Consider the following 23,483-nt stretch of genomic DNA (forward strand, 5'->3'; position numbering starts at 1 on the left):
CCCTTCGTGCCCAAGCTCTCCGACGTCGTCGCCACCCTCGAACGGATCTACCACCCCGACTGGGCCGAATCCTGGGACGCGGTCGGGTTGGTCTGCGGCGACCCGGACGCCGAGGTGCGCTCGGTGCTGTTCGCCGTCGACCCGACCCTGGCGGTCGCGGAGGAAGCGCTCGCGCGCGGCGCCGACCTCCTGGTCACCCACCACCCGCTCTTCCTGCGTGGCGTGCACTCGGTGGCCGCGACCGGGTTCAAGGGGCGTGTCGTCCACCGACTGATCACCGGTGGCTGCGCCCTGCACGTGGCGCACACCAATGCCGACTCGGCCGCCCCCGGCGTCTCCGACGCACTGGCCGCCGCCCTCGGACTGACCGTCACCGCGCCGCTCGACCCGGCCCCGGCCGACCCGAGCGAGTGCCGGGGTATCGGCCGGATCGGCGAGTTGGCCGCCCCCGAGACGCTGGCCGCGTTCGCCGCCCGGGCCGCCCGAGCCCTGCCCGCCACCGCGACGGGCCTGCGGGTGGCCGGCGACCCGGATCGCCTCGTGCGTACCGTCGCGGTGTGCGGCGGCGCGGGCGACAGCCTCTTCGCCGCGGTCCGGCGCAGTCGCGCCGACGTCTACGTCACCGCCGACCTGCGCCACCACCCGGCGTCCGAGGCGCTGGAGGCCGGCGGCCCCGCGCTGCTCGATGCCCCACACTGGGCCACCGAGTGGCCGTGGTTGCGCTGCGCGGCCGACGAACTCACCCGTGCACTGACCGCCGACGGTACTACGGTGGAAACCCACGTCTCGGAACTAGTCACCGACCCATGGACGTTCCACACACCGCATCCCTGAACACCGCCGTACACACAGCGACACCGTCACACAGCCACACCACACTTGCCACACCGCGACCGGGCACCGCGACGCGGGTGATCGGGCCCGCCCGGCCCGTCCGCCGTCCGCAGCACCCGAACCCACCCACCGAACGCACCCGGGTGGCCGGGTGGGAACACAACCTCCCGCCCACCCGAGCCGTATCCACCCGAGCCGTATCCAAGGAGCCTCCGCTGAACGCCGCGCCCGCCGACCAGCTTCGCCTGCTCGACCTCCAGGCCCTGGACTCGCGAATCGACCTGCTCGCCCACAAGAAGCGCACGCTGCCGGAGAACGAGGAGATCGACCGCCTCGGCTCGCAGCTCGCCCGGCTGCGCGACCTCGTGGTCGCTGCCGAGACCGAGGAGAGCGACGCGGCCCGCGACCAGGCCAAGGCCGAGCAGGACGTCGACCAGGTCCGCAAGCGCGCCGAGCGCGACCGGCAGCGGCTCGACTCGGGCCACGTCACCTCGCCCAAGGACCTGGAGAACCTGCAGCGCGAGGTGGCCTCGCTCGCCAAGCGCCAGGACGACCTCGAAGAGGTCGTCCTGGAGGTCATGGAGCGTCGCGAGGAGATCCAGGGCCGCCTGGGGCAGCTGGTCGGCGAGCGGGACGCGGCGCAGACCGCCCGGGACGCCGCCGAGGCACGCCGCGGTGCCGCCGAGGCGGAGATCGACGCCGAGGCGGACGCCGCCCGCAAGCAGCGCACGGTGGTCGCGAGCGCGATCCCGGCCGACCTGATCAAGCTGTACGAGCGCATCCGCGAGCAGTCGCACGGCGTGGCGGTGGCCCCGCTGTTCCAGCGCCGCTGCGAGGGCTGCCGGCTGGAGTTGGGGATCACCGACCTGGGCGCGATCCGGGCCGCGGCGCCGGACGCGATCGTGCGCTGCGAGAACTGTCGGCGCATCCTCGTCCGCACCGCCGAGTCGGGCCTGTGAGGCTCGTCGTCGAGGCCGACGGCGGCTCCCGGGGCAACCCGGGCCCGGCGGCCTACGGCGCGCTGGTGCGCGACGCGGACACCGGCGAGGTGCTGCACGAGATCGCCGAGGCGATCGGGGTGGCCACGAACAACGTGGCCGAGTACCGGGGCCTGATCGCGGGGCTGACCGCCGCGCACACGATCGACCCGACGGCGACCGTGGAGGTGCGGGCCGACTCCAAGCTCGTGGTCGAGCAGATGTCGGGCCGCTGGAAGATCAAGCACGCCGACATGCGCGACCTGGCGGCCAAGGCTCGGGGGATTTATTCACCGGGGCAGGTCACCTACACGTGGATCCCGCGCGAGCGGAACAAGCACGCCGACCGCCTCGCCAACGAGGCGATGGACGCGGCGGCCAAGGGCCGGGCCTGGACCCCGCAGAACTCCACCGCGTTCGCGACGGCCGGGCCGGCCGAGGCCGCGCCGGCCGCCGAACCCGCGCCGAGCGAGTCGACCGCGGCGCCCAAGGTGCGCCCGACCGCTCCCGGCTGGGGGCCGGACCTGGGCCGCCCGACCACCCTGGTACTGCTGCGCCACGGCGAGACCGCGCTCACCCCGCAAAAGCGCTTCTCCGGCACCGGCGCCGACCCGGACCTGTCCGAGCGCGGCCGGTGGCAGGCCGCCCGCGCGGCCGAGGCGTTGGCCGAGCGCGGCACCATCGAGGCGATCGTGTCCTCCCCGCTGGGTCGTTGCCGGCAGACCGCCGAGGCGGTGGCGCAGCGGCTCGGGCTGAAGGTGCGCGAGGAGCCGGGCTTTCGGGAGACCGACTTCGGCGCCTGGGAGGGGTTGACCTTCGCCGAGGCGCGCGAGCGTACGCCGGATGCCCTGGACGCGTGGCTGACCTCGGCCGACGCGGCTCCGCCCGGCGGCGAGAGCTTCACCGAGGTGGCTCGCCGGGTCGAGGTGGCCCGGGACAAGACGATCGCCCGGTACGCCGGCCGCACCGTGCTCGTGGTCACCCACGTGACGCCGATCAAGACCCTGGTCCGGATCGCCCTCGGCGCACCGGCGGAGTCGATGTTCCGGATGGAGCTGTCGGCGGCGGCGATCAGCGCGGTCCAGTGGTGGTCCGACGGCAACGCGTCGCTGCGCGTCTTCAACGAGACCGCACACCTGCGCTGACCGACCCCGGATCGAACAAAAGTTTGACCTCGGTGCGGAGCGTGTGGCATAGTGGCGAGTGCCTTTAGCGTGCCCGCCAGTGGAATCCGGGCGGACCACGCGGAGGACCAAGCTTCCGAAAGCCCCGAGCCGATCCCGGCCGGGGCTTTCGTCGTATCGAGCCCCCGGACCTCAGGGACGTGACGTGTCGGCCCTGCGGGCGTGCAGCACACTCGCGCCCAGCGGCAGCGGCGAGGCGTCGACGAGCCGGAGCCCGACCTCGGCCGGCAGCAGGCGCTCGACGACGAGCAGGTCGGCGTGCGCGGGCATGGCGGTCGCGCAGTGGCGTGAGCGCGGCGGGGAGCCCGAAGGGCGGATGCCGTGCATCGGCGTGCCGGAGAAGCAGGTGCATAGTGGTTTTATTCGCCTGTTTCTCCGGGGTGGCGAGGTGCGGTGCCGGGCGTCGTGGAGCTCGGCGGGGGTTTGAAGACACGCGCTGGGTGGGCGGCGAGCACCTGGCGGTGGTCGCCGCCCGCGTACAGCTCCAGGCGGCCGTACCCGGCCTTCGAGTCGGCGGGAGCGGTGAAGTAGAAGACCGTGCCGTCCTCGTGCGGGTTGTACCCGCCGCCGTCGGCGAGCGCCCCGTGCCGGGCGAACGTCGCGCACAGCCCGCGCAGCACCAGCGGATCGGGCCGCTCGACGTCGAACGCCAGGTGCGTCTCGTGTTCCCGCTCCCGCTCGTGCGTGGCGATGTCCGCCAACCCCGACCCCGGCGGCACGGGGAGCACGAACACCTCGACCGCCCGGCACTCGCCGTCCAGACCCCGTACGGCGGGGCGCAGGATGCCCACGTCGAGATCGGCGATGTCGCGCCGGTGTCGTAATGCGAGCCGTTCGCGGACCACCACGCTGGGGTGCCGCGGGCCGTCCGCGTCCAGCCCGTGCGCGGCCAACTCCGCGCGCAATTGCGCCATGCTCGGCGGGCACACGAGCAGCCCGGCGTGCGCGAAGCGGCAACGATCCACGAGCGCCCGCAACTCCGGTCCGTCCAGGCGCGGCAACAGCAGCGCGAGCAGCGTCGCGGTGTCCTGGTGTCGGACGATGTCGATCGCCGCGCTCAGGCGGGCCGTGTCGTCACCACCGTTCGTCCTCGTCGGCGGGTGTGCGGTCATCAAAGGGACTCCCTCGTCGCGATGGATCTCGTCACACGCCGACGTAGTTCTCGGCGAACCAGTCCTGTTGGGCCCGTGAGGTGCGCAGCGATTCGACGCGCGCGCGGCGCAACCCGTCCCGGAACAACCTCTCGTCGTCCGACCCGGGCGTGCGGTGCAGCAGCCGGATCATCCACGACGAGAACTCCTGCGCCCGCCAGATGTACGCCAGGCAGCGCGCCGAATAGCGGGCCAGTGGCTCGGGGTCGGCGTGCACGAGGTCCGCGATCAGCGCGTGTGCCAGGATCTCCGCCTCCAGGACCGCGAGGTTCGCGCCCTTCGCGGCGGACGGGCTCACCAAACTCGCCGCATCCCCGACCAGGAACAGCGAGCCGTACCGCAGCGGTTCCAGCACGTCCGACTCCAGGTCCACGACGGTGCGCTGCCGGATCGGACCGGTCCGCAGCGGCCCGTAGTCCGCCGCGCGCATCCGCACCGCCAACTCGTCCCAGATCCGCTCGTCGGGCCAGGCGTCGATCGAGGTGCCCGGCTCGCACTGGAGGTAGTAGCGCGTGGCGTCCGGGGTGCGCGCCATGTGGCCTGCGAAGCCGCGCGCGTGCATCGCGTAGCCGACGGCGTCCATGCTCGGCGGCGCGTCGGCGAGCACGCCCAGCCAGGACACGCCGTGGTCGCGCCGGTGGTGCCGGACCGCACCTGGCGGGATCGACCGCCGGGCGGCCCCGTGCCGGCCGTCGCAGCCGGCGACGTACCCCGCCGTCCAGCCGCCGAGGCGCCCGTCTGCCTCCCGCACCCGCACGGACGGCCGTGAGGTGTCCGCGTCGATCACCGCCGTCGCCTCGGCCCCGAACCGGATCCGCCCGCCCGCGTCGAGATACCGCGCCAACAGGTCGGTGACCAGATCCTGTTGCGGGTAGACCGTGTGCGCCTCCCCGCTGCCGAGCCGGCCGTAGTCCAGCCGGAAGCGCTCACCCTCGGTGCGGAACTCGCAGACGCCGTGCTCGCGGCCCCGCCTGCGCAAGCCCTCGGCCAGACCGTTGCGCTCCAGCACCCGCACGGTGTTCGCGGCCAGGAACCCCGCCCGCGCCCGGGTCTCGATGTGTGCCCGGGCGGCCCGTTCCAGGACGACGCAGTCGATTCCGTGCCCGTGCAGGATGTTCGCGAGGACAAGCCCGGCAGGCCCGGAGCCGAGGATGAGCACGTCGGTCGTGTCGCGTAACATCCGCGCATTGTGATGTTCTGTCACGTGAATGGATGCTAATCGTCGGTAAATGCCCAACTATTCGGCCATCACCCGAATGCCGATCACAACAGTCGCGGCAGGCGAATCCCGTGTCGATCGGGGCACTTCCCAGGCGGCCGGCAATCGCACCCGCCATGCGGCCGGGACCCTGCGGGAAGCTTTTCCCGGGCGCAGAGGCGGCGGATGAGTCGGCCTCTACGCCGGGTTCTGTCTCCCGGGAGCCTTGCGGCGCCCGGGGAGGCGGCCATCCATCTACGACTGCCGTTGCCGACAGCCTCCAGCGGTCTACCCGCGAACTCGGGCGGGCCGCCCTCGAACGTTCGCGCAGAGCACGTTTGACGGTGCCCCTCTTGACCTTGCTCCGGGTGGGGTTTACCTAGCCGCCCGAGTCACCTCGGGCGCTGGTGGTCTCTTACACCACCGTTTCACCCTTACCGGTCGTCCGAGGACGCCGGCGGTCTGTTTTCTGTGGCACTGTCCCGCGGGTCGCCCCGGGTCGGTGTTACCGACCACCCTGCCCTGTGGAGCCCGGACGTTCCTCGGCGGAACCCTCCGAGGAGGAATCCCGACGCGGCCGCCCGGCCGACTCATCCGCCGTGTCGTCCATCCTAGCCGGGGCGAAGCGAACCCTTCGCCGGGTGTCGTCGGCCTCGGTGAGCCGCACCCGCACCCGCTCGCCGAGCCCCAGGCCCGGCCCGTCGAAGCGGGCCCGGACGGCCGGCTCGGCGAGTTGTACCGTGCCGCCGTCGCCGCGCTCGTTGAGATCCACCACCACCGCGTCGAACACGTCGCCGACGTGGTCCGCCAGCACCACCGCCTCGACCAGGGAGACCGCCTCGCGCTCGACCTCGTGGGCCCGGCGATCGCCGGTCTCCATCGCCTTGGGCAACTCGTGCAGCCGCGCGCCCACCCACTCGGGCACCTCGACGCCCGCGACCAGCGAGACGCAGATCTCGCCCGCGTACCGGTCGACCAGGCGCCGCAGCGGCGCGGTCACGTGCGCGTACTCGTCGGCGACCGCCGCGTGCCCGGCCTGCTCGGGCGCGCCCGCGTCGAACGCGGTGTAGCCGGCTCCGCGCAGCAGCCCGGTGGCCTCCTCCAGGAACGCGGCGTGCCGGGGGTTGTCGGGATCGAGCGAGCGGATCACCGCGCCGTAGGTGGCGCCCTCGGGCCACGCCACGTCGAGCGCGCGCCCGACCCGGCGGACCCGGTCGAGCGCCTCGGGCGCCGGTTGCGGCAGGGTGCGCAGGACGCCGATGCCCGCGCGGGTCATCAGGTCGGCGGCGGCGATCCCGGTGAGCAGCGAGATCTGCGCGTTCCAGCCCTCGGCGGGGAGCGGCGCGCGGTACTCCAGTCGCCACGAGTCGCCGTGCTCGACGATCTCCTGCTCCGGGATCGGCAGGCTCACCCCGCCGCGCTCGATCTCCAGCCCCTCGCGCAACCGGCCGATCTCGGCGAGCAGCGCCAACGGCTCCGCCGCCGACCCGCTCTCGACCGCCCGCTGCACCCCCGGATAGTCGTACCGGGCGCGGCTGCGCACCAGCGCGCGAAAGACGTCGGTGCCGACCAGGTCGCCGGACCCGTCCAGGTCGAGCACCCACACCAGGGCCGGCCGGTCACGACCCGGCAGCAGGCTCGCCGCCGCCTCGGACAGGGCCGGCGGATGCAGCGGGATGCGCTCGTCGGGCAGGTACAGCGTCTCCACCCGGCGCATGGTCTCCGCGTCCAGCGCGCCGCCCGGGACGACCCACGCCGCGACGTCGGCGATCGCGTAGTGCACCCGATAGCCGCCGTCCCGACGGGCCAGGTGCATCGCCTGGTCCAGGTCCATCGACTCGGCCGGATCGATGGTGAGGAACGGCAGCCCGGTCAGATCCCGCCGCCGAGTCGGCGTGGGCCCGCGCCGCACCGCCGCGTCGGCCTCCGCCAGCACCTCCGGGACGAACGCGCCCGGCAGCGCCAGATCGGTGCGCAGGCGGGCGAAACCCGCCCGCAGGAGATCACCGTCGGCGGACCTGATGTGGAGATGACGACGAGGCACGAGTCGAGCTTAGGAAAGATCCGCTGCGCCGAGAAGGACTTTCCCGGCTTTTCGCCCGCGCGCCCGGAGCGCCGGCGGCGCCTTCCGTCCGGGTCGTCCCCATAAACTTGATCGTCGCCCCGCCGTCCGCAAACCCGGTCGGCCGCCCTGCCGTCCGCGTCGCTTGGAGTTGCGCCCGTGCTCGTGTTGTTGCCGCCCTCCGAGGGCAAGGCCGCCGCGGGGGCGGGCCCCGCGCTCGATCTCGCCGGTCTTTCGATGCCGGAACTGAACTCCGTGCGGCGGCAGGTGCTCGACTCGCTGATCACCCTGTGCGAGGGCGACGAGCGCAAGGCACTGGAGGTGCTCGGCCTCGGCCCGAAGCTGCGCGGCGAGGTGCTGCGCAACCTCGACCTGCGCGAGGCGGCGACGCTGCCGGTGGCCGGGCTGTATACCGGAGTGCTCTACGACGCGCTGGACCTGTCCTCGCTCACCGGCGCGGCGGCGGCGCGCGCGGCCGGGTCGATCCTGGTCTTCTCCGGACTGTGGGGTGCGCTGCGCCCGACCGACCGGGTGCCGCCCTACCGCTGCTCGATGGGGGTACGGCTGCCCGGGATCGGCGCGCTCGCCGGCCAGTGGCGCGCGGTGACGGCGCCGGTGTTGCCCAGGCTCGCGGGCGACGACCTCGTTTTGGACCTGCGGTCGGCGGCGTACGCCGCGGCCTGGAAGCCGGTCGGTGCCGTGGCCGAACGCACCGCGACCGTGCGGGTGCTGCACGAGCGGATCGTGGACGGGGTGGCCAAGCGCTCGGTGGTCAGCCACTTCAACAAGGCGACCAAGGGCCGGATCACCCGCGACCTGCTGGTCTCCGGCGCCGAACCGCGCAACCCGGCCGAACTCGCCGACGCGCTACGGGAACTGGGCTGGACCGTGGAGACCGCCGAGCCGAAGCAGGCGGGCACCCCCTGGGCCCTGGACGTCGTGGTCGCGGCGGTCTGACCCCTCACCCCCGCCGCCGAAACACCTCCCGCCCGGCCGGCGTGCCGACGAACTCCCCGAGCCCCGGGTGTCGAAGCAGTCGAGATCGCCCGCGACGTCGACGCCGACCCGCTTCGACTGCTCGACGGCGAAACGCTCCGCGGCCGAGCGGGTCACCGCGTCGGCGGTCCCGCCGATCCGGTCCCCGGCCTCCCGGGTGCCCTGCGCGACAACCTTCCTGGCATCGTTTCCGGTGCACCCCACGGCAAGTGGCAAGAGGGCGATCGCGATCGCCGTCGATCCCATCTTGACAAAACCGGGGAGCTTCATGATCCTGACGCTTCCTCCGCAGACGGAAAACAAAGCATTTCGTCCTACTTTCGGACGATCCGCGCGTCACGTCAGACGGAGTGGACGACCCGACATCCATGGGGGATGAGTGAGTTACCCGCCGCCGCCCGGCCAGGACCCGAACCAGCCGTACGGCCAGCCCCAGTACGGGCAACCGCCCTATCCGGGTCAGAGCCAGGGCCAGGGCCAGTACCCCGGTCAGTACCAGCAGCCCCAGTACCCGCAGGGGCAACCGGGCCCGTACGGACAACCGCAATACCCCGGCGCCTACCCGCAGGGCGGCGGCTACCCGCCCCCGCCGAACCAGAGCCGCAAGGGGCTGTGGATCGGCGTCTCGGTGGTCGCCGTGCTCGCGATCGTCGGCGTGCTCGTCGCCGTGGGGTTGTCCGGCGGCGACGACGACAAGAAGTCGACGGCCTCCTCCACGTCGTCGGCGACCACCACAGGCGCCCCGAAGTCGGGTTCGCCGACCCCGACGGGCAAGGCGACCAAGCGCACCGTCGCGCCCGATCCCACCTCCGACGACGACGCGACCACCGCCCCCGGCCCCGGTACGCGCGGGCTGGGTGAGGACAACTTCCTCACCACGATGCACCGCCTGATCCCGGGCACGAAGTCGACGGCGGACGCCGAGCTGATCTCGCAGGGCAAGCAGGCCTGCTCCGACCTCAAGTCGGGCAAGACCCTGCTCGACACCGCGATGAAGGTGACCGCGGTCAGCGGCGTGTCCGAAAAGGGCATGCTCGTCGGCGGCGCCATCGCGGCGTTCTGCCCGGACCAGTCGGGCAAGGTCTCCTGACCCGCCCCACCGCCCGAACGCCGGCCTGAAAACCGGCTCGGCGCCGGACGATCCCGGCCCGCGAGGTGAACGAGTGAATCTCGCGGGCCGGGCGTTTCCCCTTCACGATCACGTCGTTGACCAGCATGCCGAACCTGGTCGGCACGCTACGTGGAGGAACGAACGCAGTGACGAACATGAAGAAGATCGCCGCCGTCGCGGCCATGGCCGGTGGCATCGCGGCCATGGGCGCCGGAATCGCCAACGCGAGCGCCGACGCGGACGGCGCGGCGGTCAACTCGCCCGGTGTCGTCTCGGGCAACAACATCGAGGCCCCCATTCACGTGCCGGTCAACGTCTGCGGCAACACGGTCGACATCCTGATCGGCGTGCTCAACCCGACGTTCGGCAACACCTGCGTCAACGCCGGCTGACTCGCCGCCCCGGCCCGCCTCCTTGGTCGGTGGCCGGCGCAACCGCCCCGTTCCCGGTTTTCCGGGAACGGGGCGGTCGTCGTTGTGAGCGCCGCACCGAACACAAGCGATCCGCGATGTACATTTCTCGCAGGCTCGCGGCGTCTTACCCGTGCCATTCCGCGCCATTTCACACCGGTCCGGTCATCTCCGAACCCGGTCGGCAGATGGACACGGGCGACCCGCGATGATGGGGATTGCCCGGACGGGTCTTCCGCGTTGTATACGCAGAGGCGCCGTGTGGGGCGCGCACGAAACGCACGCGGAAGAAGGGGTTCCATGGAGCGAATGGGCAGAATGGCCGGATGGCTGCGCCGTCGACCGCGTGAGGATCCGGACATCGTTCGCGACCGGCGGGCCGGACTGCTCATGGACGTGGTGGAGCGCGGCTGGCCCGTCTGTCCGGCGGCGCACCCGGTGGGTTTCGGCTGTTCCTGCGACCGGGTCGGCTGTCCGTCGCCGGGCATGCACCCGGTCTCCTTCGCCTGGCAGACCCAGGCGTCCACCGACCCCGTACAGGTGGCGCGCTGGCTGGAGCTGTATCCCGAGGCCAACTTCGTGACCGCGACCGGCACGGGCCACGACGTGCTCGACGTGCCCGCACGGGCCGGCGAGATCGCCCTCGCGGTGTTCGCCGAGCAGGGCATCGAGATCGGCCCGGTGGCCTCCTGCGGCCCCGACCGCACGCTGTTCTTCACCGCGACCCGAGGCACCCCCGCCGACGAGGACGAGTGGTGGCCCTGCGAGTTGGACTGCCACCCCGAGACGCTGGACGCCCACCCGGGGCTGCGCTGGCACTGCCGCGGCAGCTACGTCCTGGTGCCGTCCTCGCAACACCCCTCGGGGCAGTCGGTGCGCTGGATCCGCGGCCCCGAACTCGCGCTGCCCGACCCGCTGCGGGTGCTCGACGTCCTCACCGACGCGTGCGACACCGTGGGCGCCGCGGCGGCCGACGGACACTGGTCCTAGCGGCCGACACAACGGCCGTCGGGTCGGCGACCGTCCCGCCGACCGCTCACTCGCCCTCGGCGCCGACCAGGCCGTACACCCAGCCGACCAGCTGCACCTTGCCACCGGCCTTCGGAACCACCGCGACATACTCCGAGAGCCGGTGCTCGGTGACCGACCGGCTCGGCTTGCCGGTCAAAAACGCCAGCGTCGAGGGGTCCACGTCGCCGAGTCGGCGCGGGGGCTGCACGGTGAGCTTGATGCTGTGCTGGAGCGCGAACAACACCAGCGCGCCGCCGTCCGCGGTACGCACCGCCAGCGGCGGGAACTGCGCCGCGGGGCTGTCCACGGCCTGCCGGACGTAGCCGTCACCGATCGGCTCGTCCCGCTGCTTGCGCAACTGCGCGGTGTACGGGTCGGGCCCGAACAACTCGGCGCGGGTCTTGCCGTCCTTGAGGAACTCGCTGAGTACGGGAGCCAGTTCGCCGGGCGAGGCGGCAAGTCCGGTAGCGCCGGCAGAGACCTGCTCCAGGTAGCCGGACGAATCCCGCTTCAGCTTGGGCAGTTCGCTCTGCAGCGTCGGCCCCCACGCCGCCTGCCACACCGCGTCCGGGCCCGCCCGGAGGAAGACCAGGAACTGCGGCTTGGCGTTGTTGAAGTTCGGCGTGTTCTGCACGGCGAACCACTTGGGCCAGCCGATCACCTTCGGGATCAGGAACTCCGGCCGCTCGTGCAGGATCGGCGCCCGGCCCAGATTGCCGTTCGGGTCGGTGAAGGCGAGGATGCGCAGGCCGGCCTGGTCGAGCACGCCGAGCGAGCCCGTCTCGGCCCGCGCGTTGAGCGGGAGATCGCGGTTCGCGTACGCCTGGTTGTTCTGCACCTCGTACTCGTGCAGCACCTTGGCGGCCTCGTGCTTGTCCAGCGCCGCGACGGGCGTGCTCGCGCCGCTGACGGTGACACAGCCGGTCGCGGCGAGCGCGATCGCGAGCAGGGCGGCGACCGCGGCCGGCATGCGGGATATGCGCATCGGTAGTCGGCAACTCTTCCGGGGGAGCGGGCAGGAGGAGATCTCGCGAAACCATACTGCCCGCACCCCGCAACACACCGCGCCCGCCCGGCGGGTGCGTCGAGACAAGCCCTATGCCAAGGTGAGGATCTCGGCCCCGGTGTCGGTGACGACCAGCGTGTGCTCGAACTGGGCGGTGCGCTTGCGGTCCTTGGTGACCACGGTCCAGCCGTCGTCCCACATGTCGTAGTCGTGGGTGCCCAGCGTCAACATCGGCTCGATGGTGAAGGTCATCCCGGGCTCCATCACGGTGGTCGCCCGCTCGTCGTCGTAGTGCGGGATGATCAGGCCGGAGTGGAACGAGCTGTTGATGCCGTGGCCGGTGAAGTCGCGCACCACGCCGTAGCCGAAGCGCTTCGCGTAGGACTCGATGACCCGGCCGATCACATTGATCTGCCGACCCGGCTTGACCGCCTTGATGCCCCGGTTCAGCGCCTCGCGGGTGCGCTCGACGAGCAGCCGCGACTCCTCGTCCACGTCGCCCACGAGGTAGGTCGCGTCGGTGTCGCCGTGCACGCCACCGATGAACACGGTGACGTCGATGTTGACGATGTCGCCGTCCTCGAGCCGGGTGGTGTCGGGGATGCCGTGGCAGATCACCTCGTTGATCGAGGTGCAGATGGTCTTCGGGAAGCCCCGGTAGCCCAGGCAGGACGGGTAGGCGTGGTGGTCGAGCACGTACTCGTGGGCGACCTTGTCCAGCGCGTCGGTGCTCACCCCGGGCGCGATGTGCGCGGCGGCGGCCTCCATGGCGCCCGCCGCGATCCGCCCGGCGATCCGCATGCGCTCGATGGTCTCGGCGTCCTGCACCTCGGGCCCGGTGTACGGGGTGGGGGCGGGCTTGCCGACATACTCCGGCCGCGGGATGTCGGCGGGTACGGAGCGGATGGGGGTCGGCTTACCGGGTACGAGAATCGCCATAACCAGCGAGTGTAGCCGGCGCCGCGACCGAGCCGGCGGGTGATCCGGTCGGCGACGGCATCGAGTGGGTGGAGGACGGCCGTGAGGTTCAGACTGTGGCGCAGGCCCGAGGGTCGCGCCGGCGAGTGGTACTACTGCATCAAACACGGCAAGGTCGAGGAGGGACCCGACTGTCCGGCCCGCGACCGGCTCGGCCCGTACGCGACCCGCGCCGAGGCGGCGAACGCGTTGGAGACCGCCAAGACCCGCAATCAGGCGTGGGAGAACGATCCGCACTGGAACGACCCCGGCCGCCGCTGACCTGGCGTACGGCGCGGCGGGCGGGTCACTCGGCGGGTTCGGGGACCCGCCCGCCGCCGACGGTGAGCACCCCGGGCAGTTCGGACAGGCCCGACACCAGCTCGCCGGGTTCGCCCGGCCCCTCCAGGAGCAACACCACCGCCGCCGCCCTCGGTTCCGTCGCCGGCGCCTCGCCGACATCCTCGACGGGCTCGCGCTCGCGGTTGTGCACGGAGACGTCCACCACGGTGAATCCGGCGCCGGTACAGGCCACCAGGACCGCGGACAACACGCCGTGTCCGGGCAGGTAGGAGATCCGGATCTCGGCCGCCCGATCCCGGGGGCCGCCGATCCGGCGGATGATCGGCGGATAGCCGTAGACGACCACGAAGTGCAGCGTGGTGACCCCGATCGCCAGATACGGCAGGCCCGCGCCGCAGGCCATGCCGATCGCGCAGGTGAGCCAGACCACCGCGGCCGTGGTGAGGCCGCGCACGGTGTCGCGGCGGACGAAGATCAGGCCGCCGCCGATGAAGCCGATGCCGGAGACCACCTGCGCGGCGATCCGGGAGGGGTCCCAGCCGACGTGGCCCGCGGGCAACACGTCGGCGAAGCCGTACTTGGAGATCTCCATGAACAGCGTGGTGCCGACCCCGACCAGCGCGTGGGTGCGCAGCCCCGCGCTCTTCTGCCGCACCTCGCGCTCGACGCCGATGACGCTGGAGAGCACGAAGGAGAGCATCAACTCGGAGAACTGGGTCCACCCCTGACTCGCGCCGATCCCCTCCGACCACGCCGCCAGGGTCGTTCCGGAATGCACGCGCCCACCTCCTCCGCCCGGGACCGGGGTCCCGGGGCTGCTCGATCTTCTTCCTCTGCTCGCACGCTATGACTCCATACGGAGCAATGGGTCACGGCCGAGGTTCGGATACCGCGATCGAGGGAGGGGTGGGCCGGCGAAAATCAGGCGCGCGAGCGAGCCGTGCTGCGCTTGCGCGAGGCGGTCGTCCGGGTCACGGCCTTACGCGGACGCGACGTGGCCGTCTTGGATACGGCCTTTCGGGGGCGCGAGCCGGCCGTCTTGGATACGGCCTTTCGCTGGGACGCGGCCTTTCGGGGACTCGATACCGCCTTTCGGGTACCGGATACCGCCTTTCGGGGACGCGAGGCGACGGGTTTGGACACCGGGCGCTTGCGCATCGCCGCGGGCGCCGCCGGGGCGTCGACCGTACGGTCGTCGACCGTTTCGGTGTCGCCGTTGCGCTGAATGTAGCGAAGTGCGGTGAGCGCCTCGCGCTTCGTTTCATAGGACGCGGACTTGATGACCGTCGAACCGTTGGCGGCGGTCAGCACGAATCCGAACTTGCCGGAGCGTCCCTTGGTGACGATGAATTTGGCCGGCACGACATCTCCTTGGGAGAGAAGAGAAAGTTTTCTCCTCCACGGAAACATGGTTCGTCCCGGTTGTCATATATAAGGGCTATTTACGGGTGAATCGACCTCCGCAGCCGAAAACCACTGTGACGTCGACTGCATCCGGGCGCGGACCCCGTGTTCTCTTCGGTTTCGGCCGGCAGGATCGCGCCCATGACAACCCCCTCGTCCCCCAAGCGTGACCCGCGTGACCTGCCGAACATCGACGATCTGGTGGTCGGCGTCCTCGGCGGCACCGGTGAGCAGGGCCGCGGCCTCGCGTACCGCCTGGCCGTCGCCGGCCAAAAAGTGATCATCGGCTCGCGCAGCGCCGACCGTGCGGCGTCCGCCGCAGCCGAACTCGGTGCCGGCGTGCGCGGCGCCGACAACGCCACCTGCGCGGCCGAGAGCGACATCGTGATCATCGCCGTGCCCTGGGAGGGCCACCGCGATCTGCTGCTCTCCCTCACGGGCGAGCTGGCGGGCAAGATCGTGGTCGACTGCGTGAACCCGATGGGCTTCGACAAGCAGGGCGCGTTCGTGCTCGACGTCGAGGAGGGCAGCGCCGCCCAGCAGGCCGCCGCCGTGCTCCCCGACTCGACCGTCACCGCCGCCTTCCACCACGTGTCCGCGGTGTTGCTGCTCGACCCGAACGTGGAGTCGCTCGACACCGACATCATGGTGCTCGGCGACAAGCGCGAGGCCACCGACGCGGTGCAGGCGCTCGCGTCGCGGATCCCCGGCATGCGCGGGGTGTACGCCGGCCGGCTGCGCAATGCGCGGCAGGTCGAGGGGCTGACCGCCAACCTGATCTCGACCAACCGCCGCTACAAGGCACACGCCGGACTGCGCGTCACCGACGTGTGAGCCGGCCCGGCCGCGCCCGCACGTGCCCGTCCGACGCACGACGGCGTGCGGCCCCGCGCATCCGAGGATGTGGGGGCCGCACGCCGTTCGTGCTTTTCGGGCCGGAGCCGAGGGTGCCGGGAGATCGCCCGGGGTCGCCCGGGGATCAGACCTGGGCGGCGTTCCAGGTCTGGAGCGGGCGGGTGACCAACTCGCCGGCGCCGTTGTCGATCGCGTCCCGCAGGCCGCCGAGCACGTGGGTGACCATGCCGGCGGTGACCGGGTCGGTCAGCACGTGCTGTACGTCGGCCTCGACGCCGAGCCGGGTGTGCACCTCGGGCACCGCGATCTCCGGGCCGGAGACGACGAAGTTGCCCAGGTCCCGCAGCAGCGCCTTGAGCTGGATCAGCGCTCGGATGCCGCCCTGGGGGCCGGGCGAGGCGGAGATCGCGACGATCGACTTGCCGGTCAGCACGCCCTGGGCGTACGGACGCGAGGCCCAGTCCAGCGCGTTCTTGAGCACGCCCGGCAGGCTGCGGTTGTACTCGGGGGTGGTGATGATCAGGCCGTCGGCCTCGGCGATCGCCTCGCGCAGGCGCACCACGGTGGCGGGCGGGTTCGGCTCCAGGTCCTGGTTGAAGTGCGGCAGTTCGTCGAGACCCTTGAACACCTCGATCTGCATGCCCTCGGGCGCGTACGGCTGGAGGGCGTTCAGCAGTGCCGTGTTGAACGACTCGGCGCGCAGCGAACCGGAGATGGCAAGGATGCGAGACATGGTTCCTCCGTGGATGGAGAGAGGGTGCCGGGTAGGGCGCGAAGCATGTTGTTGAACGTTTAACAATGTAGCGCGGGCTTGTTGCGGATTCAACTTCCGATTGCCGAGTGGGCGCCGAGGGTGCCGGGTGTGGGTGCCGGGTGGGTGCCGGTCGGGCGGTCGTCGGGGGCGACAATGGAGCCGCGTCGCGCCGGAAAGCGCCGCGACCGAGGTCCGTCCGCACCCGTCTGGAGCCCCCGCCATGCCCCGCATCGTCGTCCTCGCCGTGATCGTGTGTGTGCTGGCGCTCGCCGCCGCCGTGGTGGCCTTCGTCAACGGGAGCTGGCTCGGCCTGCCGTTCGTGCTCCTCGCCGCGCTCGACGGCAACATCGCGTTCTACTACCTGCGCCGGCAGCGGGTGCGCCGTGCGCGCGACCTCGCCGCGCGGGCCTGATCCCCGCTGCCGACCCCCGCTGCCCGACCCCGCTCCCGCCACCCGCCGGCCGTCCCCCGTAAGGGTGGATGCCGGTGCCGGATGGCGTGTCGGCATCAATTCGAACAAAGGTTCGGGCTACGCTTCGATCCGACGTTGTCCACAGGCGTGCGCCGGTCGTGCCTCCGTGTCGGTGCGACGGGTTAGCGTTCAAGGTGTGAAGCGAACACCACAGACCGGCAAGGCGGCATCCATGGCTGGACAGGATCGCGAGAAGGCGCTCGAAAACGCCCTCGCCCAAATTGAACGGCAGTTCGGGAAGGGCTCGGTGATGCGCCTCGGCGACGAGGTGCGCGCACCGATCGAGGTCATTCCCACCGGCTCGATCTCGCTCGACGTGGCGCTGGGCATCGGCGGGCTCCCGCGCGGCCGGGTCATCGAGGTCTACGGCCCGGAAGGCTCCGGCAAGACGAGCCTCGCGCTGCACGCCATCGCGAGCGTCCAGCGGGCCGGCGGCATCGCGGCCATCGTCGACGCGGAGCACGCGCTCGACCCGGAATACGCCAAGAAGCTCGGCGTCGACACCGACGCCCTCCTGGTCTCCCAGCCGGACACCGGCGAGCAGGCGCTGGAGATCGTCGACATGCTGACCCGCTCCGGCGCGGTCGACATCATCGTGATCGACTCGGTGGCGGCGCTCGTGCCGCGCGCCGAGATCGAGGGCGAAATGGGCGACTCGCACGTGGGTCTCCAGGCCCGACTGATGAGCCAGGCGCTGCGCAAGATCACCGGTGCGCTCAACCAGACGAACACCACCGCGCTGTTCATCAACCAGCTGCGCGAGAAGATCGGCGTGATGTTCGGTTCGCCGGAGACCACGACCGGTGGCCGGGCGCTGAAGTTCTACGCCTCCGTCCGCCTCGACATCCGCCGGATCGAGACCCTCAAGGACGGCACCGAGGCGGTCGGCAACCGCACCCGGGTCAAGGTCGTCAAGAACAAGCTCGCGTCGCCGTTCAAGCAGGCCGAGTTCGACATCCTCTACGGCATCGGGATCAGCCGCGAGGGCGGCCTGATCGACATGGGCGTGGAGCACGGCTTCGTGCGCAAGTCCGGCGCCTGGTACACGTACGAGGGCGACCAGCTCGGTCAGGGCAAGGAGAACGCGCGCAAGTTCCTCCGTGACAACCCCGACCTCTCCGACGAGATCGAGAAGAAGATCAAGGAGAAGCTGGGAGTGGGCCCGCGGGTCGACGCACCGGCGGAGGCGGAACCCGAGGAGGGCTGAGTCCGTGGTTCGCCCTGCCGGCGAGTGGTCGAACACGTGGGGAGACGGGTCCGCCGACGGATCCGTCTCCCCAGCCGCCCGGCCACCCGTCGATGCCGCCGAACTGCGAGCCGCGATGGCCGCCATCGAGGCCGCCGCTCCCTCGGGCGCCGACACCGGGGCCGGTGGCGCACACGGTGGTGGTGGCGGGCGACGCGGTGCTCCGGGAGCCGGCACCCGCCGGACTCGCGCGGCGCGCCGTGACCCGCAAGAGCACGAGGCGGGCGAACAGGATCCGATCGACGACGGCTCGGGGGCCGACGTCACGGGCACGGACCGACACGCTCGCGGTCGTGGGACCGGGAGTGGTCGGGCGAAACGCGACAGGCGGGCCGGGACTCGGGGCCGGGCCCGTCGTGACACCGAGGATTCGGAGCGGCCGGCCGACGAGGACGTCGACGCGGCTCCGGAACCGCTCGCCGATCCGGAGGCGACGGCGCGGGCGATCTGTCTGCGGCTGCTGACCGGGCGGGCGCGCACCCGGGCCCAACTGGCCGACGCGCTGCGCCGCCGGGAAGTGCCCGACGAGGTCGCGGAATACGTACTGGGCCGCTTCACCGACGTCGGTCTGATCGACGACACGGCCTTCGCCGACGCGTGGGTGAGCACCAGGCACACGGGCAAGGGGCTGGCCCGACGGGCCCTGGCCCAGGAACTTCGCCGGCGCGGGGTGGACGCGGTCGTGGTCGACGAGGCGGTCGCGCAACTGGAACCCGAGCAGGAGTTGGAGACCGCCCGGGCCCTGGTCGCCCGCCGGTTGCCGGGCACGCGTGGCCTGGACCGGGACAAGCGAATCCGCAGGTTGGCGGGCATGCTCGCGCGCAAGGGATACGGCGAGGGACTGGCCGTCCGCGTCGTCCGCGAGGCGCTCGATCACGAGGCCGAGGCCGACGAGAACGACGACCCGGCCGAGACCCCGTGGCGCGCCTGGGACGGGCCGGCCTGATCCCGACCCCCGCCAGGTCGGCCGGTGACCTAGCCTGGGAGCGTTGTCCCAGCCGTCGGGGCGTCACAAGCGTGTCCGTCGGCACCGTTGCGCTCCAGCCGTCCGCTTGAAGGGCCATCCGCCTTGGCGATCAGTGTGTTCGACATGTTCTCGATCGGGATCGGCCCGTCGAGCTCCCACACGGTGGGTCCGATGCGCGCCGCGCGGATGTTCGCGCAGCGGCTGAAGAGCGAGGGTGTCCTCGACCGGGTCGCCTCGGTCCGGGTCGAGCTGTACGGCTCCCTGGGCGCGACCGGGCACGGACACGGCACCCCGCGCGCGGTGCTGCTCGGCCTGGAGGGTTACTCGCCGCGCACGGTCGATCCGGAGGAGGTCGAGCCGGAGCTGGCCCGGATCCGCGAGTCGGGGATGTTGCGGCTGCACGGCGTGCACGACATCGCCTTCGACGGCGACCGCGACCTGGTGCTGCACCGGCGCAAGGCGCTGCCGTACCACGCCAACGGGATGACCGCGTGGGCCCGGGACGCCGACGGCACCGAGCTGCTGAGCAAGACCTACTACTCCGTCGGCGGCGGCTTCGTGGTGGACGAGGACGCGGTGGGCGCGGACCGGGTCAAGCCCGACGACACCGTGCTGCGCCACCCCTTCCGCACCGGCGACGAGTTGTTGCGGCTGACCCGCGAGACCGGGTTGTCGGTGTCCGCGCTGATGCTGGAGAACGAGAAGGCCTGGCGCACCGAGGCGGAGATCCGGGCCGAACTGCTCGAGATCTGGCAGGTGATGCGCGGGTGCGTCGAGCGCGGCCTGGCCACCGAGGGCATCCTGCCGGGCGGTCTCAAGGTGCGCCGTCGCGCCGCCCGTACCGCCCGCACGCTGCGCGCCGAGGGGGACCGGCCCACGCACGCGATGGAGTGGGTCACCCTGTGGGCGATGGCGGTCAACGAGGAGAACGCGGCGGGCGGGCGGGTGGTCACCGCACCCACCAACGGCGCCGCCGGGATCATTCCGGCCGTGCTGCACCACTACGTGGAGACCGTCCCCGGCGCCGACGACGACGGTGTGGTGCGCTTCCTGCTCGCCGCGGGAGCGATCGGCATGTTGTTCAAGGAGAACGCCTCGATCTCCGGCGCGGAGGTCGGCTGCCAGGGCGAGGTCGGCTCGGCCTGCGCGATGGCCGCCGGCGGTCTGGCCGAGGTGCTGGGCGGCACCCCCGAGCAGGTGGAGAACGCCGCCGAGATCGGGATGGAACACAACCTCGGGCTGACCTGCGACCCGGTCGGCGGCCTGGTCCAGATCCCGTGCATCGAGCGCAACGGCATGGCCGGGGTCAAGGCGGTCACCGCGGCCCGCATGGCGCTGCGCGGTGACGGCCGGCACCACGTGTCGCTGGACAAGGTCATCAAGACCATGAAGGAGACCGGCGCCGACATGAAGACCAAGTACAAGGAGACCGCCCGGGGCGGCCTCGCGGTGAACATCATCGAGTGCTGAGTCTCGTCGGGGGCCCGGTCGCGGGGGTGCGCGATCGCATCGATGGGTGAGGTGTGCTTGTGGAGACGAGGGGTAGGGATGCGCCCGTGAATGACGAGAGTGGTCCCCTCCTGGTGCAGGTGTCGGCGGTCGGAGCCGGTCATACGTTGGTGACCGTGCACGGTGAGATCGACATGGACAGCGGCCCGATCCTGGACGACGCGTTGGGTCGACAGGTGTCGGCCGAGCCGACCCGTCTGCTCCTGGACCTGTCGTCGGTCGCCTTCATCGACTCCTTCGGACTGCGCATCCTGGTCCGTGCGGAGCGACGTGTGCGGGAGGCGGGCGGTTCACTGCGGCTGATCGCGCCGACGCGCGCGGTCGAGCGGGTGTTGCGGCTGACCGGCTTCACGCTGATGGTCGCCGTGCACGACACCGTGCGTGAGGCGCTGGACGCCGAGGGGGCCACGGTCGGGCACGAGTAGCCGCGCCACTGTCCGATACACGCTGCGCTGTGAGCGGAATCGGTACCAGACATGATCAAAGTCCGGTCGAGGGGTGGCCGGATTCGATCATGCACGCCACACTTGGAATGTCCGCGCGCCGGATGTTTCTGCTGTCGCCCGAAGGCCGTGGACCTGTGGCCGTCCCGTCGAGCGCAAGCCCGACGGGACGGCCGCCGCATGTTCGGGGCGGGGGCGGGTGAGGCGGCCCCGAGCCCGGATCAACCCAGGGTGCGCTCGAGGAACTCCGCCATCGTCGAGCGATACTCGCGCGCCTCGGGAAGCAGCGCGGTCAGCTCGCCGGCCCCGTGCACGAAACCGTCCCAGCGCTTGCTCTCGACCGCGACGCCGGCCTCCGCCAGGCGCTTCGCGTAGCCCTCGCCCTCGTCCCGCAGCGGGTCGTACTCGGCGGTGAGCACCAGCGCGGTGGGCAGCCCCGCCAGGTCCTCGGCGTGCAGTGGTGAGGCCAGCGGGTCGGTGGCCTCGCTGCGCGGGCTGGACAGGTACTGCGCGATCGCGAACTCCAGGCCGGCGCGGGTGAGCAGGTACCCCTCGCCGTTCTCCGTCACCGACGGCTGCGCCAGGGTCAGGTCCAGGATCGGGCAGTCCAGCACCTGGGCCACCGGGGTCGGCTGGCGGCGGTCACGCAACATCAGGGCGCAGGCGGCGGCCAGGTTGGCCCCCGCGCTCGTGCCGCCGATGGCGACCTTGTCCGCGTTGACGCCCAACTGGAACGCGCGCTCCTGGACCCAGATCCACGCGGCGTACGCGTCCTCCAGGGGCCAGGGGAACTTGAACTCGGGGGCAAGGCGATACTCGACCGAGACCACCACCGCGCCGCTCTCCGCGGCGATGTGCGCGCAGTGGCTGTCGGACGCGTCGACCGAGCCCAGCCACCACGCGCCGCCGTGGAGGTACACGTAGCCTGGACGACCGCCCTTCGGCGCGGGTCCGGCCGGCGTGTACACGCGGGCGGTGATCTTCCCCGGCTCGGGCTCCTTGACGGTGATGCTCACTTCCCGCGTCGTCACATCTTTCGGCGCGGGCTCGACGGACGCGAGGATGGTCGTCTCGAGACCTTTGTTCGACGCGGCACGACGCTCCGCCAGGGGCAGGTCGGCCGGAAGGGGCGGCGCGGCGGCGACAGCGTCGAGGATCGGCTGGATCTGCGGTGCGACGGGCATGCGACTCCTCCGAACGGAACTACGAAGCAGCACAGTAGAACTTCACGCCCGGAGTTGACAGAGCGTCAGAAGTCGAGCGCGTGACATAGGCCACACAGAAACGGCACGAAGGGCGTCAACCGTCCCAGTTGCCCCCAGCGTTCAATAGACGAACCCAACGAGGAGTACGTGTTGACCGTCATCGACGAACCCCGGATACCGGGCGCGCCCCCGTCCGGACCGGGCCGGGGCGCATCCGACGAGCGCGTGTCGGGAGCCCTGTCGTTCGTGGAGCGCGGCCTTCGCCTCCTGTGGCGCCCGCTGGCCGTCTACGCCGCCACCGCGCTGGCGCAACTGCTCGTGCTCTCGTGGATGATCCCGCCGGGCGGACCGAGCCTGCGCGATCGGCTGTTGCAGTGGGACGCGCACTGGTACGTGGACGTCGCCGCGCACGGCTACCCGGACAGCTTCACGTACACCCCCGAGGGCGACCTCACCGGGAACACGCTCGCGTTCTTCCCGCTGTATCCGGGCCTGGTCCGGATCGTGCACTACCTGACCGGCACCGACTACGAGACGGCCGGCCTGATCGCCGGGCACCTGGCCACCGCCGCCGCGATGTGCGTGCTGTACGTGTTCATGACGCGCCTGTACGACCGGCGCGCGGCGTTGGTGATGGTCGTCCTGGTGGGCGGCGCGCAGCCGATGTCCGTGGTGTTCTCGATGGCCTACAGCGAGACGCTCTTCCTGGCGCTCGCGGTGGGCACGCTGTTGGCCGCGCATCGCAAGGCCTGGTTGACCGCGGGCCTGCTCGCGTGTCTGACGAGCGTGACCCGACCGGCGGGCATCGCGGCGATCGCCGCGCTCGGGGTGGCGGCGCTGATGGAGATGTGGCGGCATCGGCGGCTGATGTCCGCGCCGATCGCCGCGTGTGCGATCGCGTGCATGGGGATGCCGCTCTACCTGTTGTGGGTGGGCGAGCGGCTGGGCGAGATCGATGCGTGGTTCACCATCCAGGACGCCGGGTGGGGCACCAAGTGGGACAACGGGGACGCGGTCCGGCACTTCCTCACCGACACGCTGCGCAACGGCGACCAGTGGATAGCGGTCAGCACGGCGGTGCTGATCATCGCGGCGGTGGTCGGCTCGCTGGTCGCGCTGAACCGGCGCATCTGGCCGCCGTTGGCGGTGTACGGGCTGTCGATCCTGGTGATGACGCTGTGTCAGAGCAACTACTACCACTCGAAGTTGCGGCTGATGATCCCCACGCTGCTGTTCTTCGTCCCACTGGCGACGGTGCTGGCGAGGGCGCGGACCCGCACGGCCGTGCTGGTGCTGGGCGGCGCGTGCCTGTTCGGGATGTGGTACGGCGCGTACATGCTGACCACGTGGCACTACGGAATCTGACCGAAGCCCGGCCGGCCTGCGGCGCCGCGTCCTCAAGCGCCGGACGGGCTTTGTTTGTTCGGC

General features: G+C 71.5%; 23 protein-coding genes, 1 other RNA gene and 2 pseudogenes. 15 read left to right on the forward strand and 11 right to left on the reverse strand.

The annotated features are described in order from the left end of the window. Nucleotides 1-6: 6 nt before the first annotated feature. Genes ACFXKZ_RS03405 through ACFXKZ_RS03415 form a run of 3 tightly spaced genes read left to right on the forward strand, consistent with a single transcriptional unit; the run spans nucleotide 7 to nucleotide 2,956 of the window. Nucleotides 7-834: a Nif3-like dinuclear metal center hexameric protein gene (locus ACFXKZ_RS03405; RefSeq protein ID WP_379995882.1), complete on the forward strand. Its 828-nt coding sequence runs from the start codon at nucleotides 7-9 to the stop codon at nucleotides 832-834. Next, entirely contained in the window at nucleotides 807-1,793 is a 987-nt protein-coding gene (locus ACFXKZ_RS03410) for a zinc ribbon domain-containing protein (protein ID WP_379995884.1), read from the forward strand. Before ACFXKZ_RS03405 ends, ACFXKZ_RS03410 begins: the two co-directional genes overlap by 28 nt. Next, a complete protein-coding gene (locus tag ACFXKZ_RS03415; protein ID WP_379995886.1) occupies nucleotides 1,790-2,956 on the forward strand; it encodes a bifunctional RNase H/acid phosphatase in 1,167 nt (388 codons plus the stop codon). The genes ACFXKZ_RS03410 and ACFXKZ_RS03415 overlap by 4 nt, the downstream gene beginning before the upstream one ends. A 171-nt stretch (nucleotides 2,957-3,127) precedes the next feature. On the opposite strand, the gene ACFXKZ_RS03420 is transcribed toward ACFXKZ_RS03415, so the two are convergent. The 5 genes and pseudogenes from ACFXKZ_RS03420 to ACFXKZ_RS03440 all read right to left on the reverse strand — a co-directional run. Next, nucleotides 3,128-3,265: a hypothetical protein gene (locus ACFXKZ_RS03420; protein WP_379995888.1), complete on the reverse strand. Its 138-nt coding sequence runs from the start codon at nucleotides 3,263-3,265 to the stop codon at nucleotides 3,128-3,130. A gap of 89 nt (nucleotides 3,266-3,354) precedes the next feature. After that, entirely contained in the window at nucleotides 3,355-4,107 is a 753-nt protein-coding gene (locus ACFXKZ_RS03425; protein WP_379995890.1) for a hypothetical protein, read from the reverse strand. Between the two features lie 31 nt (nucleotides 4,108-4,138). Next, entirely contained in the window at nucleotides 4,139-5,326 is a 1,188-nt protein-coding gene (locus ACFXKZ_RS03430) for a 4-hydroxybenzoate 3-monooxygenase (RefSeq protein WP_379995892.1), read from the reverse strand. A gap of 201 nt (nucleotides 5,327-5,527) precedes the next feature. After that, nucleotides 5,528-5,937: RNase P RNA component class A (gene rnpB, locus ACFXKZ_RS03435), an RNA gene on the reverse strand. Between the two features lie 80 nt (nucleotides 5,938-6,017). After that, nucleotides 6,018-7,178, reverse strand: a pseudogene (locus tag ACFXKZ_RS03440) (RNB domain-containing ribonuclease); the annotation flags it as partial. A gap of 387 nt (nucleotides 7,179-7,565) precedes the next feature. Between ACFXKZ_RS03440 and yaaA the strand changes: the two are divergent. From yaaA to ACFXKZ_RS03460, 4 genes are all read left to right on the forward strand, one after another. Next, a complete protein-coding gene (yaaA, locus tag ACFXKZ_RS03445) occupies nucleotides 7,566-8,363 on the forward strand; it encodes a peroxide stress protein YaaA (RefSeq protein WP_379995894.1) in 798 nt (265 codons plus the stop codon). Nucleotides 8,364-8,781: 418 nt separating this feature from the next. Continuing rightward, the gene (locus ACFXKZ_RS03450; RefSeq protein WP_379995896.1) at nucleotides 8,782-9,492 is read left to right on the forward strand and encodes a DUF732 domain-containing protein; all 711 of its coding nucleotides are present in this window, start codon (nucleotides 8,782-8,784) and stop codon (nucleotides 9,490-9,492) included. Nucleotides 9,493-9,617: 125 nt separating this feature from the next. Continuing rightward, entirely contained in the window at nucleotides 9,618-9,905 is a 288-nt protein-coding gene (locus ACFXKZ_RS03455; RefSeq protein ID WP_379995898.1) for a chaplin, read from the forward strand. Between the two features lie 318 nt (nucleotides 9,906-10,223). Beyond that, nucleotides 10,224-10,913: a bifunctional DNA primase/polymerase gene (locus ACFXKZ_RS03460; RefSeq protein WP_379995900.1), complete on the forward strand. Its 690-nt coding sequence runs from the start codon at nucleotides 10,224-10,226 to the stop codon at nucleotides 10,911-10,913. Between the two features lie 46 nt (nucleotides 10,914-10,959). On the opposite strand, the gene ACFXKZ_RS03465 is transcribed toward ACFXKZ_RS03460, so the two are convergent. Continuing rightward, on the reverse strand, nucleotides 10,960-11,919 hold the full coding sequence (locus ACFXKZ_RS03465; RefSeq protein ID WP_379995902.1) for a hypothetical protein: 960 nt from the start codon (nucleotides 11,917-11,919) through the stop codon (nucleotides 10,960-10,962). Between the two features lie 111 nt (nucleotides 11,920-12,030). After that, on the reverse strand, nucleotides 12,031-12,879 hold the full coding sequence (gene map / locus ACFXKZ_RS03470) for a type I methionyl aminopeptidase (RefSeq protein ID WP_379995904.1): 849 nt from the start codon (nucleotides 12,877-12,879) through the stop codon (nucleotides 12,031-12,033). Between the two features lie 81 nt (nucleotides 12,880-12,960). Here map and ACFXKZ_RS03475 point away from each other — a divergent pair, with 81 nt between their 5' ends. Beyond that, complete coding sequence (locus tag ACFXKZ_RS03475; protein WP_246127151.1) at nucleotides 12,961-13,179, forward strand: hypothetical protein; 219 nt, start codon at nucleotides 12,961-12,963, stop codon at nucleotides 13,177-13,179. A 25-nt stretch (nucleotides 13,180-13,204) separates the two neighbouring features. Here the strand turns inward: ACFXKZ_RS03475 and ACFXKZ_RS03480 are convergent, their stop codons facing one another. Both ACFXKZ_RS03480 and ACFXKZ_RS03485 read right to left on the reverse strand, forming a co-directional pair. Next, on the reverse strand, nucleotides 13,205-13,978 hold the full coding sequence (locus ACFXKZ_RS03480; RefSeq protein WP_379995906.1) for an MgtC/SapB family protein: 774 nt from the start codon (nucleotides 13,976-13,978) through the stop codon (nucleotides 13,205-13,207). Nucleotides 13,979-14,121: 143 nt separating this feature from the next. Further along, a complete protein-coding gene (locus tag ACFXKZ_RS03485) occupies nucleotides 14,122-14,610 on the reverse strand; it encodes a DUF1508 domain-containing protein (protein WP_379995908.1) in 489 nt (162 codons plus the stop codon). A 135-nt stretch (nucleotides 14,611-14,745) separates the two neighbouring features. Here ACFXKZ_RS03485 and npdG point away from each other — a divergent pair, with 135 nt between their 5' ends. Next, a complete protein-coding gene (npdG, locus tag ACFXKZ_RS03490) occupies nucleotides 14,746-15,438 on the forward strand; it encodes an NADPH-dependent F420 reductase (RefSeq protein ID WP_101897013.1) in 693 nt (230 codons plus the stop codon). A 145-nt stretch (nucleotides 15,439-15,583) separates the two neighbouring features. Here the strand turns inward: npdG and ACFXKZ_RS03495 are convergent, their stop codons facing one another. Then, a complete protein-coding gene (locus ACFXKZ_RS03495) occupies nucleotides 15,584-16,192 on the reverse strand; it encodes an NADPH-dependent FMN reductase (RefSeq protein ID WP_379995910.1) in 609 nt (202 codons plus the stop codon). A 241-nt stretch (nucleotides 16,193-16,433) separates the two neighbouring features. Between ACFXKZ_RS03495 and ACFXKZ_RS03500 the strand changes: the two genes are divergently transcribed. The 5 genes and pseudogenes from ACFXKZ_RS03500 (at nucleotide 16,434) to ACFXKZ_RS03520 (ending at nucleotide 20,832) form a co-directional block, all read left to right on the forward strand. Then, nucleotides 16,434-16,625, forward strand: coding sequence for a hypothetical protein (locus ACFXKZ_RS03500; protein ID WP_078975031.1), 192 nt, complete (start codon nucleotides 16,434-16,436; stop codon nucleotides 16,623-16,625). 232 nt (nucleotides 16,626-16,857) lie between these two features. Further along, a pseudogene (gene recA / locus ACFXKZ_RS03505) lies at nucleotides 16,858-17,871 on the forward strand (recombinase RecA); the annotation flags it as partial. A gap of 25 nt (nucleotides 17,872-17,896) precedes the next feature. Further along, on the forward strand, nucleotides 17,897-18,877 hold the full coding sequence (recX, locus tag ACFXKZ_RS03510; RefSeq protein WP_379995912.1) for a recombination regulator RecX: 981 nt from the start codon (nucleotides 17,897-17,899) through the stop codon (nucleotides 18,875-18,877). Between the two features lie 123 nt (nucleotides 18,878-19,000). Next, the gene (locus tag ACFXKZ_RS03515) at nucleotides 19,001-20,368 is read left to right on the forward strand and encodes an L-serine ammonia-lyase (RefSeq protein ID WP_379995914.1); all 1,368 of its coding nucleotides are present in this window, start codon (nucleotides 19,001-19,003) and stop codon (nucleotides 20,366-20,368) included. Between the two features lie 86 nt (nucleotides 20,369-20,454). Then, complete coding sequence (locus tag ACFXKZ_RS03520) at nucleotides 20,455-20,832, forward strand: STAS domain-containing protein (protein WP_379995916.1); 378 nt, start codon at nucleotides 20,455-20,457, stop codon at nucleotides 20,830-20,832. Between the two features lie 239 nt (nucleotides 20,833-21,071). On the opposite strand, the gene ACFXKZ_RS03525 is transcribed toward ACFXKZ_RS03520, so the two are convergent. Further along, nucleotides 21,072-22,034 (reverse strand): alpha/beta hydrolase, encoded by a 963-nt coding sequence (locus tag ACFXKZ_RS03525; protein ID WP_379995918.1) that lies wholly within the window; start codon nucleotides 22,032-22,034, stop codon nucleotides 21,072-21,074. 168 nt (nucleotides 22,035-22,202) lie between these two features. On the opposite strand from ACFXKZ_RS03525, the gene ACFXKZ_RS03530 reads away from it, so the two are divergent. Beyond that, nucleotides 22,203-23,420 (forward strand): hypothetical protein, encoded by a 1,218-nt coding sequence (locus ACFXKZ_RS03530; RefSeq protein ID WP_379995920.1) that lies wholly within the window; start codon nucleotides 22,203-22,205, stop codon nucleotides 23,418-23,420. Nucleotides 23,421-23,483 lie beyond the last annotated feature (63 nt).

The organism is Embleya sp. NPDC059237, assembly GCF_042754105.1.
GTDB lineage: Bacteria > Actinomycetota > Actinomycetes > Streptomycetales > Streptomycetaceae > Embleya.

Bases quoted from the DNA above. Each gene is read 5' to 3' on its own strand.
- ACFXKZ_RS03410 (WP_379995884.1), top strand. From the start codon at position 807: ATGGACGTTCCACACACCGCATCCCTGAACACCGCCGTACACACAGCG.
- ACFXKZ_RS03420 (WP_379995888.1), bottom strand. From the start codon at position 3,265: ATGCCCGCGCACGCCGACCTGCTCGTCGTCGAGCGCCTGCTGCCGGCC.
- ACFXKZ_RS03425 (WP_379995890.1), bottom strand. From the start codon at position 4,107: ATGACCGCACACCCGCCGACGAGGACGAACGGTGGTGACGACACGGCC.
- ACFXKZ_RS03430 (WP_379995892.1), bottom strand. From the start codon at position 5,326: ATGTTACGCGACACGACCGACGTGCTCATCCTCGGCTCCGGGCCTGCC.
- ACFXKZ_RS03455 (WP_379995898.1), top strand. From the start codon at position 9,618: ATGCCGAACCTGGTCGGCACGCTACGTGGAGGAACGAACGCAGTGACG.
- ACFXKZ_RS03460 (WP_379995900.1), top strand. From the start codon at position 10,224: ATGGAGCGAATGGGCAGAATGGCCGGATGGCTGCGCCGTCGACCGCGT.
- ACFXKZ_RS03465 (WP_379995902.1), bottom strand. From the start codon at position 11,919: ATGCGCATATCCCGCATGCCGGCCGCGGTCGCCGCCCTGCTCGCGATC.
- map (WP_379995904.1), bottom strand. From the start codon at position 12,879: ATGGCGATTCTCGTACCCGGTAAGCCGACCCCCATCCGCTCCGTACCC.
- ACFXKZ_RS03485 (WP_379995908.1), bottom strand. From the start codon at position 14,610: ATGTTTCCGTGGAGGAGAAAACTTTCTCTTCTCTCCCAAGGAGATGTC.
- npdG (WP_101897013.1), top strand. From the start codon at position 14,746: ATGACAACCCCCTCGTCCCCCAAGCGTGACCCGCGTGACCTGCCGAAC.
- ACFXKZ_RS03495 (WP_379995910.1), bottom strand. From the start codon at position 16,192: ATGTCTCGCATCCTTGCCATCTCCGGTTCGCTGCGCGCCGAGTCGTTC.
- ACFXKZ_RS03500 (WP_078975031.1), top strand. From the start codon at position 16,434: ATGCCCCGCATCGTCGTCCTCGCCGTGATCGTGTGTGTGCTGGCGCTC.
- ACFXKZ_RS03525 (WP_379995918.1), bottom strand. From the start codon at position 22,034: ATGCCCGTCGCACCGCAGATCCAGCCGATCCTCGACGCTGTCGCCGCC.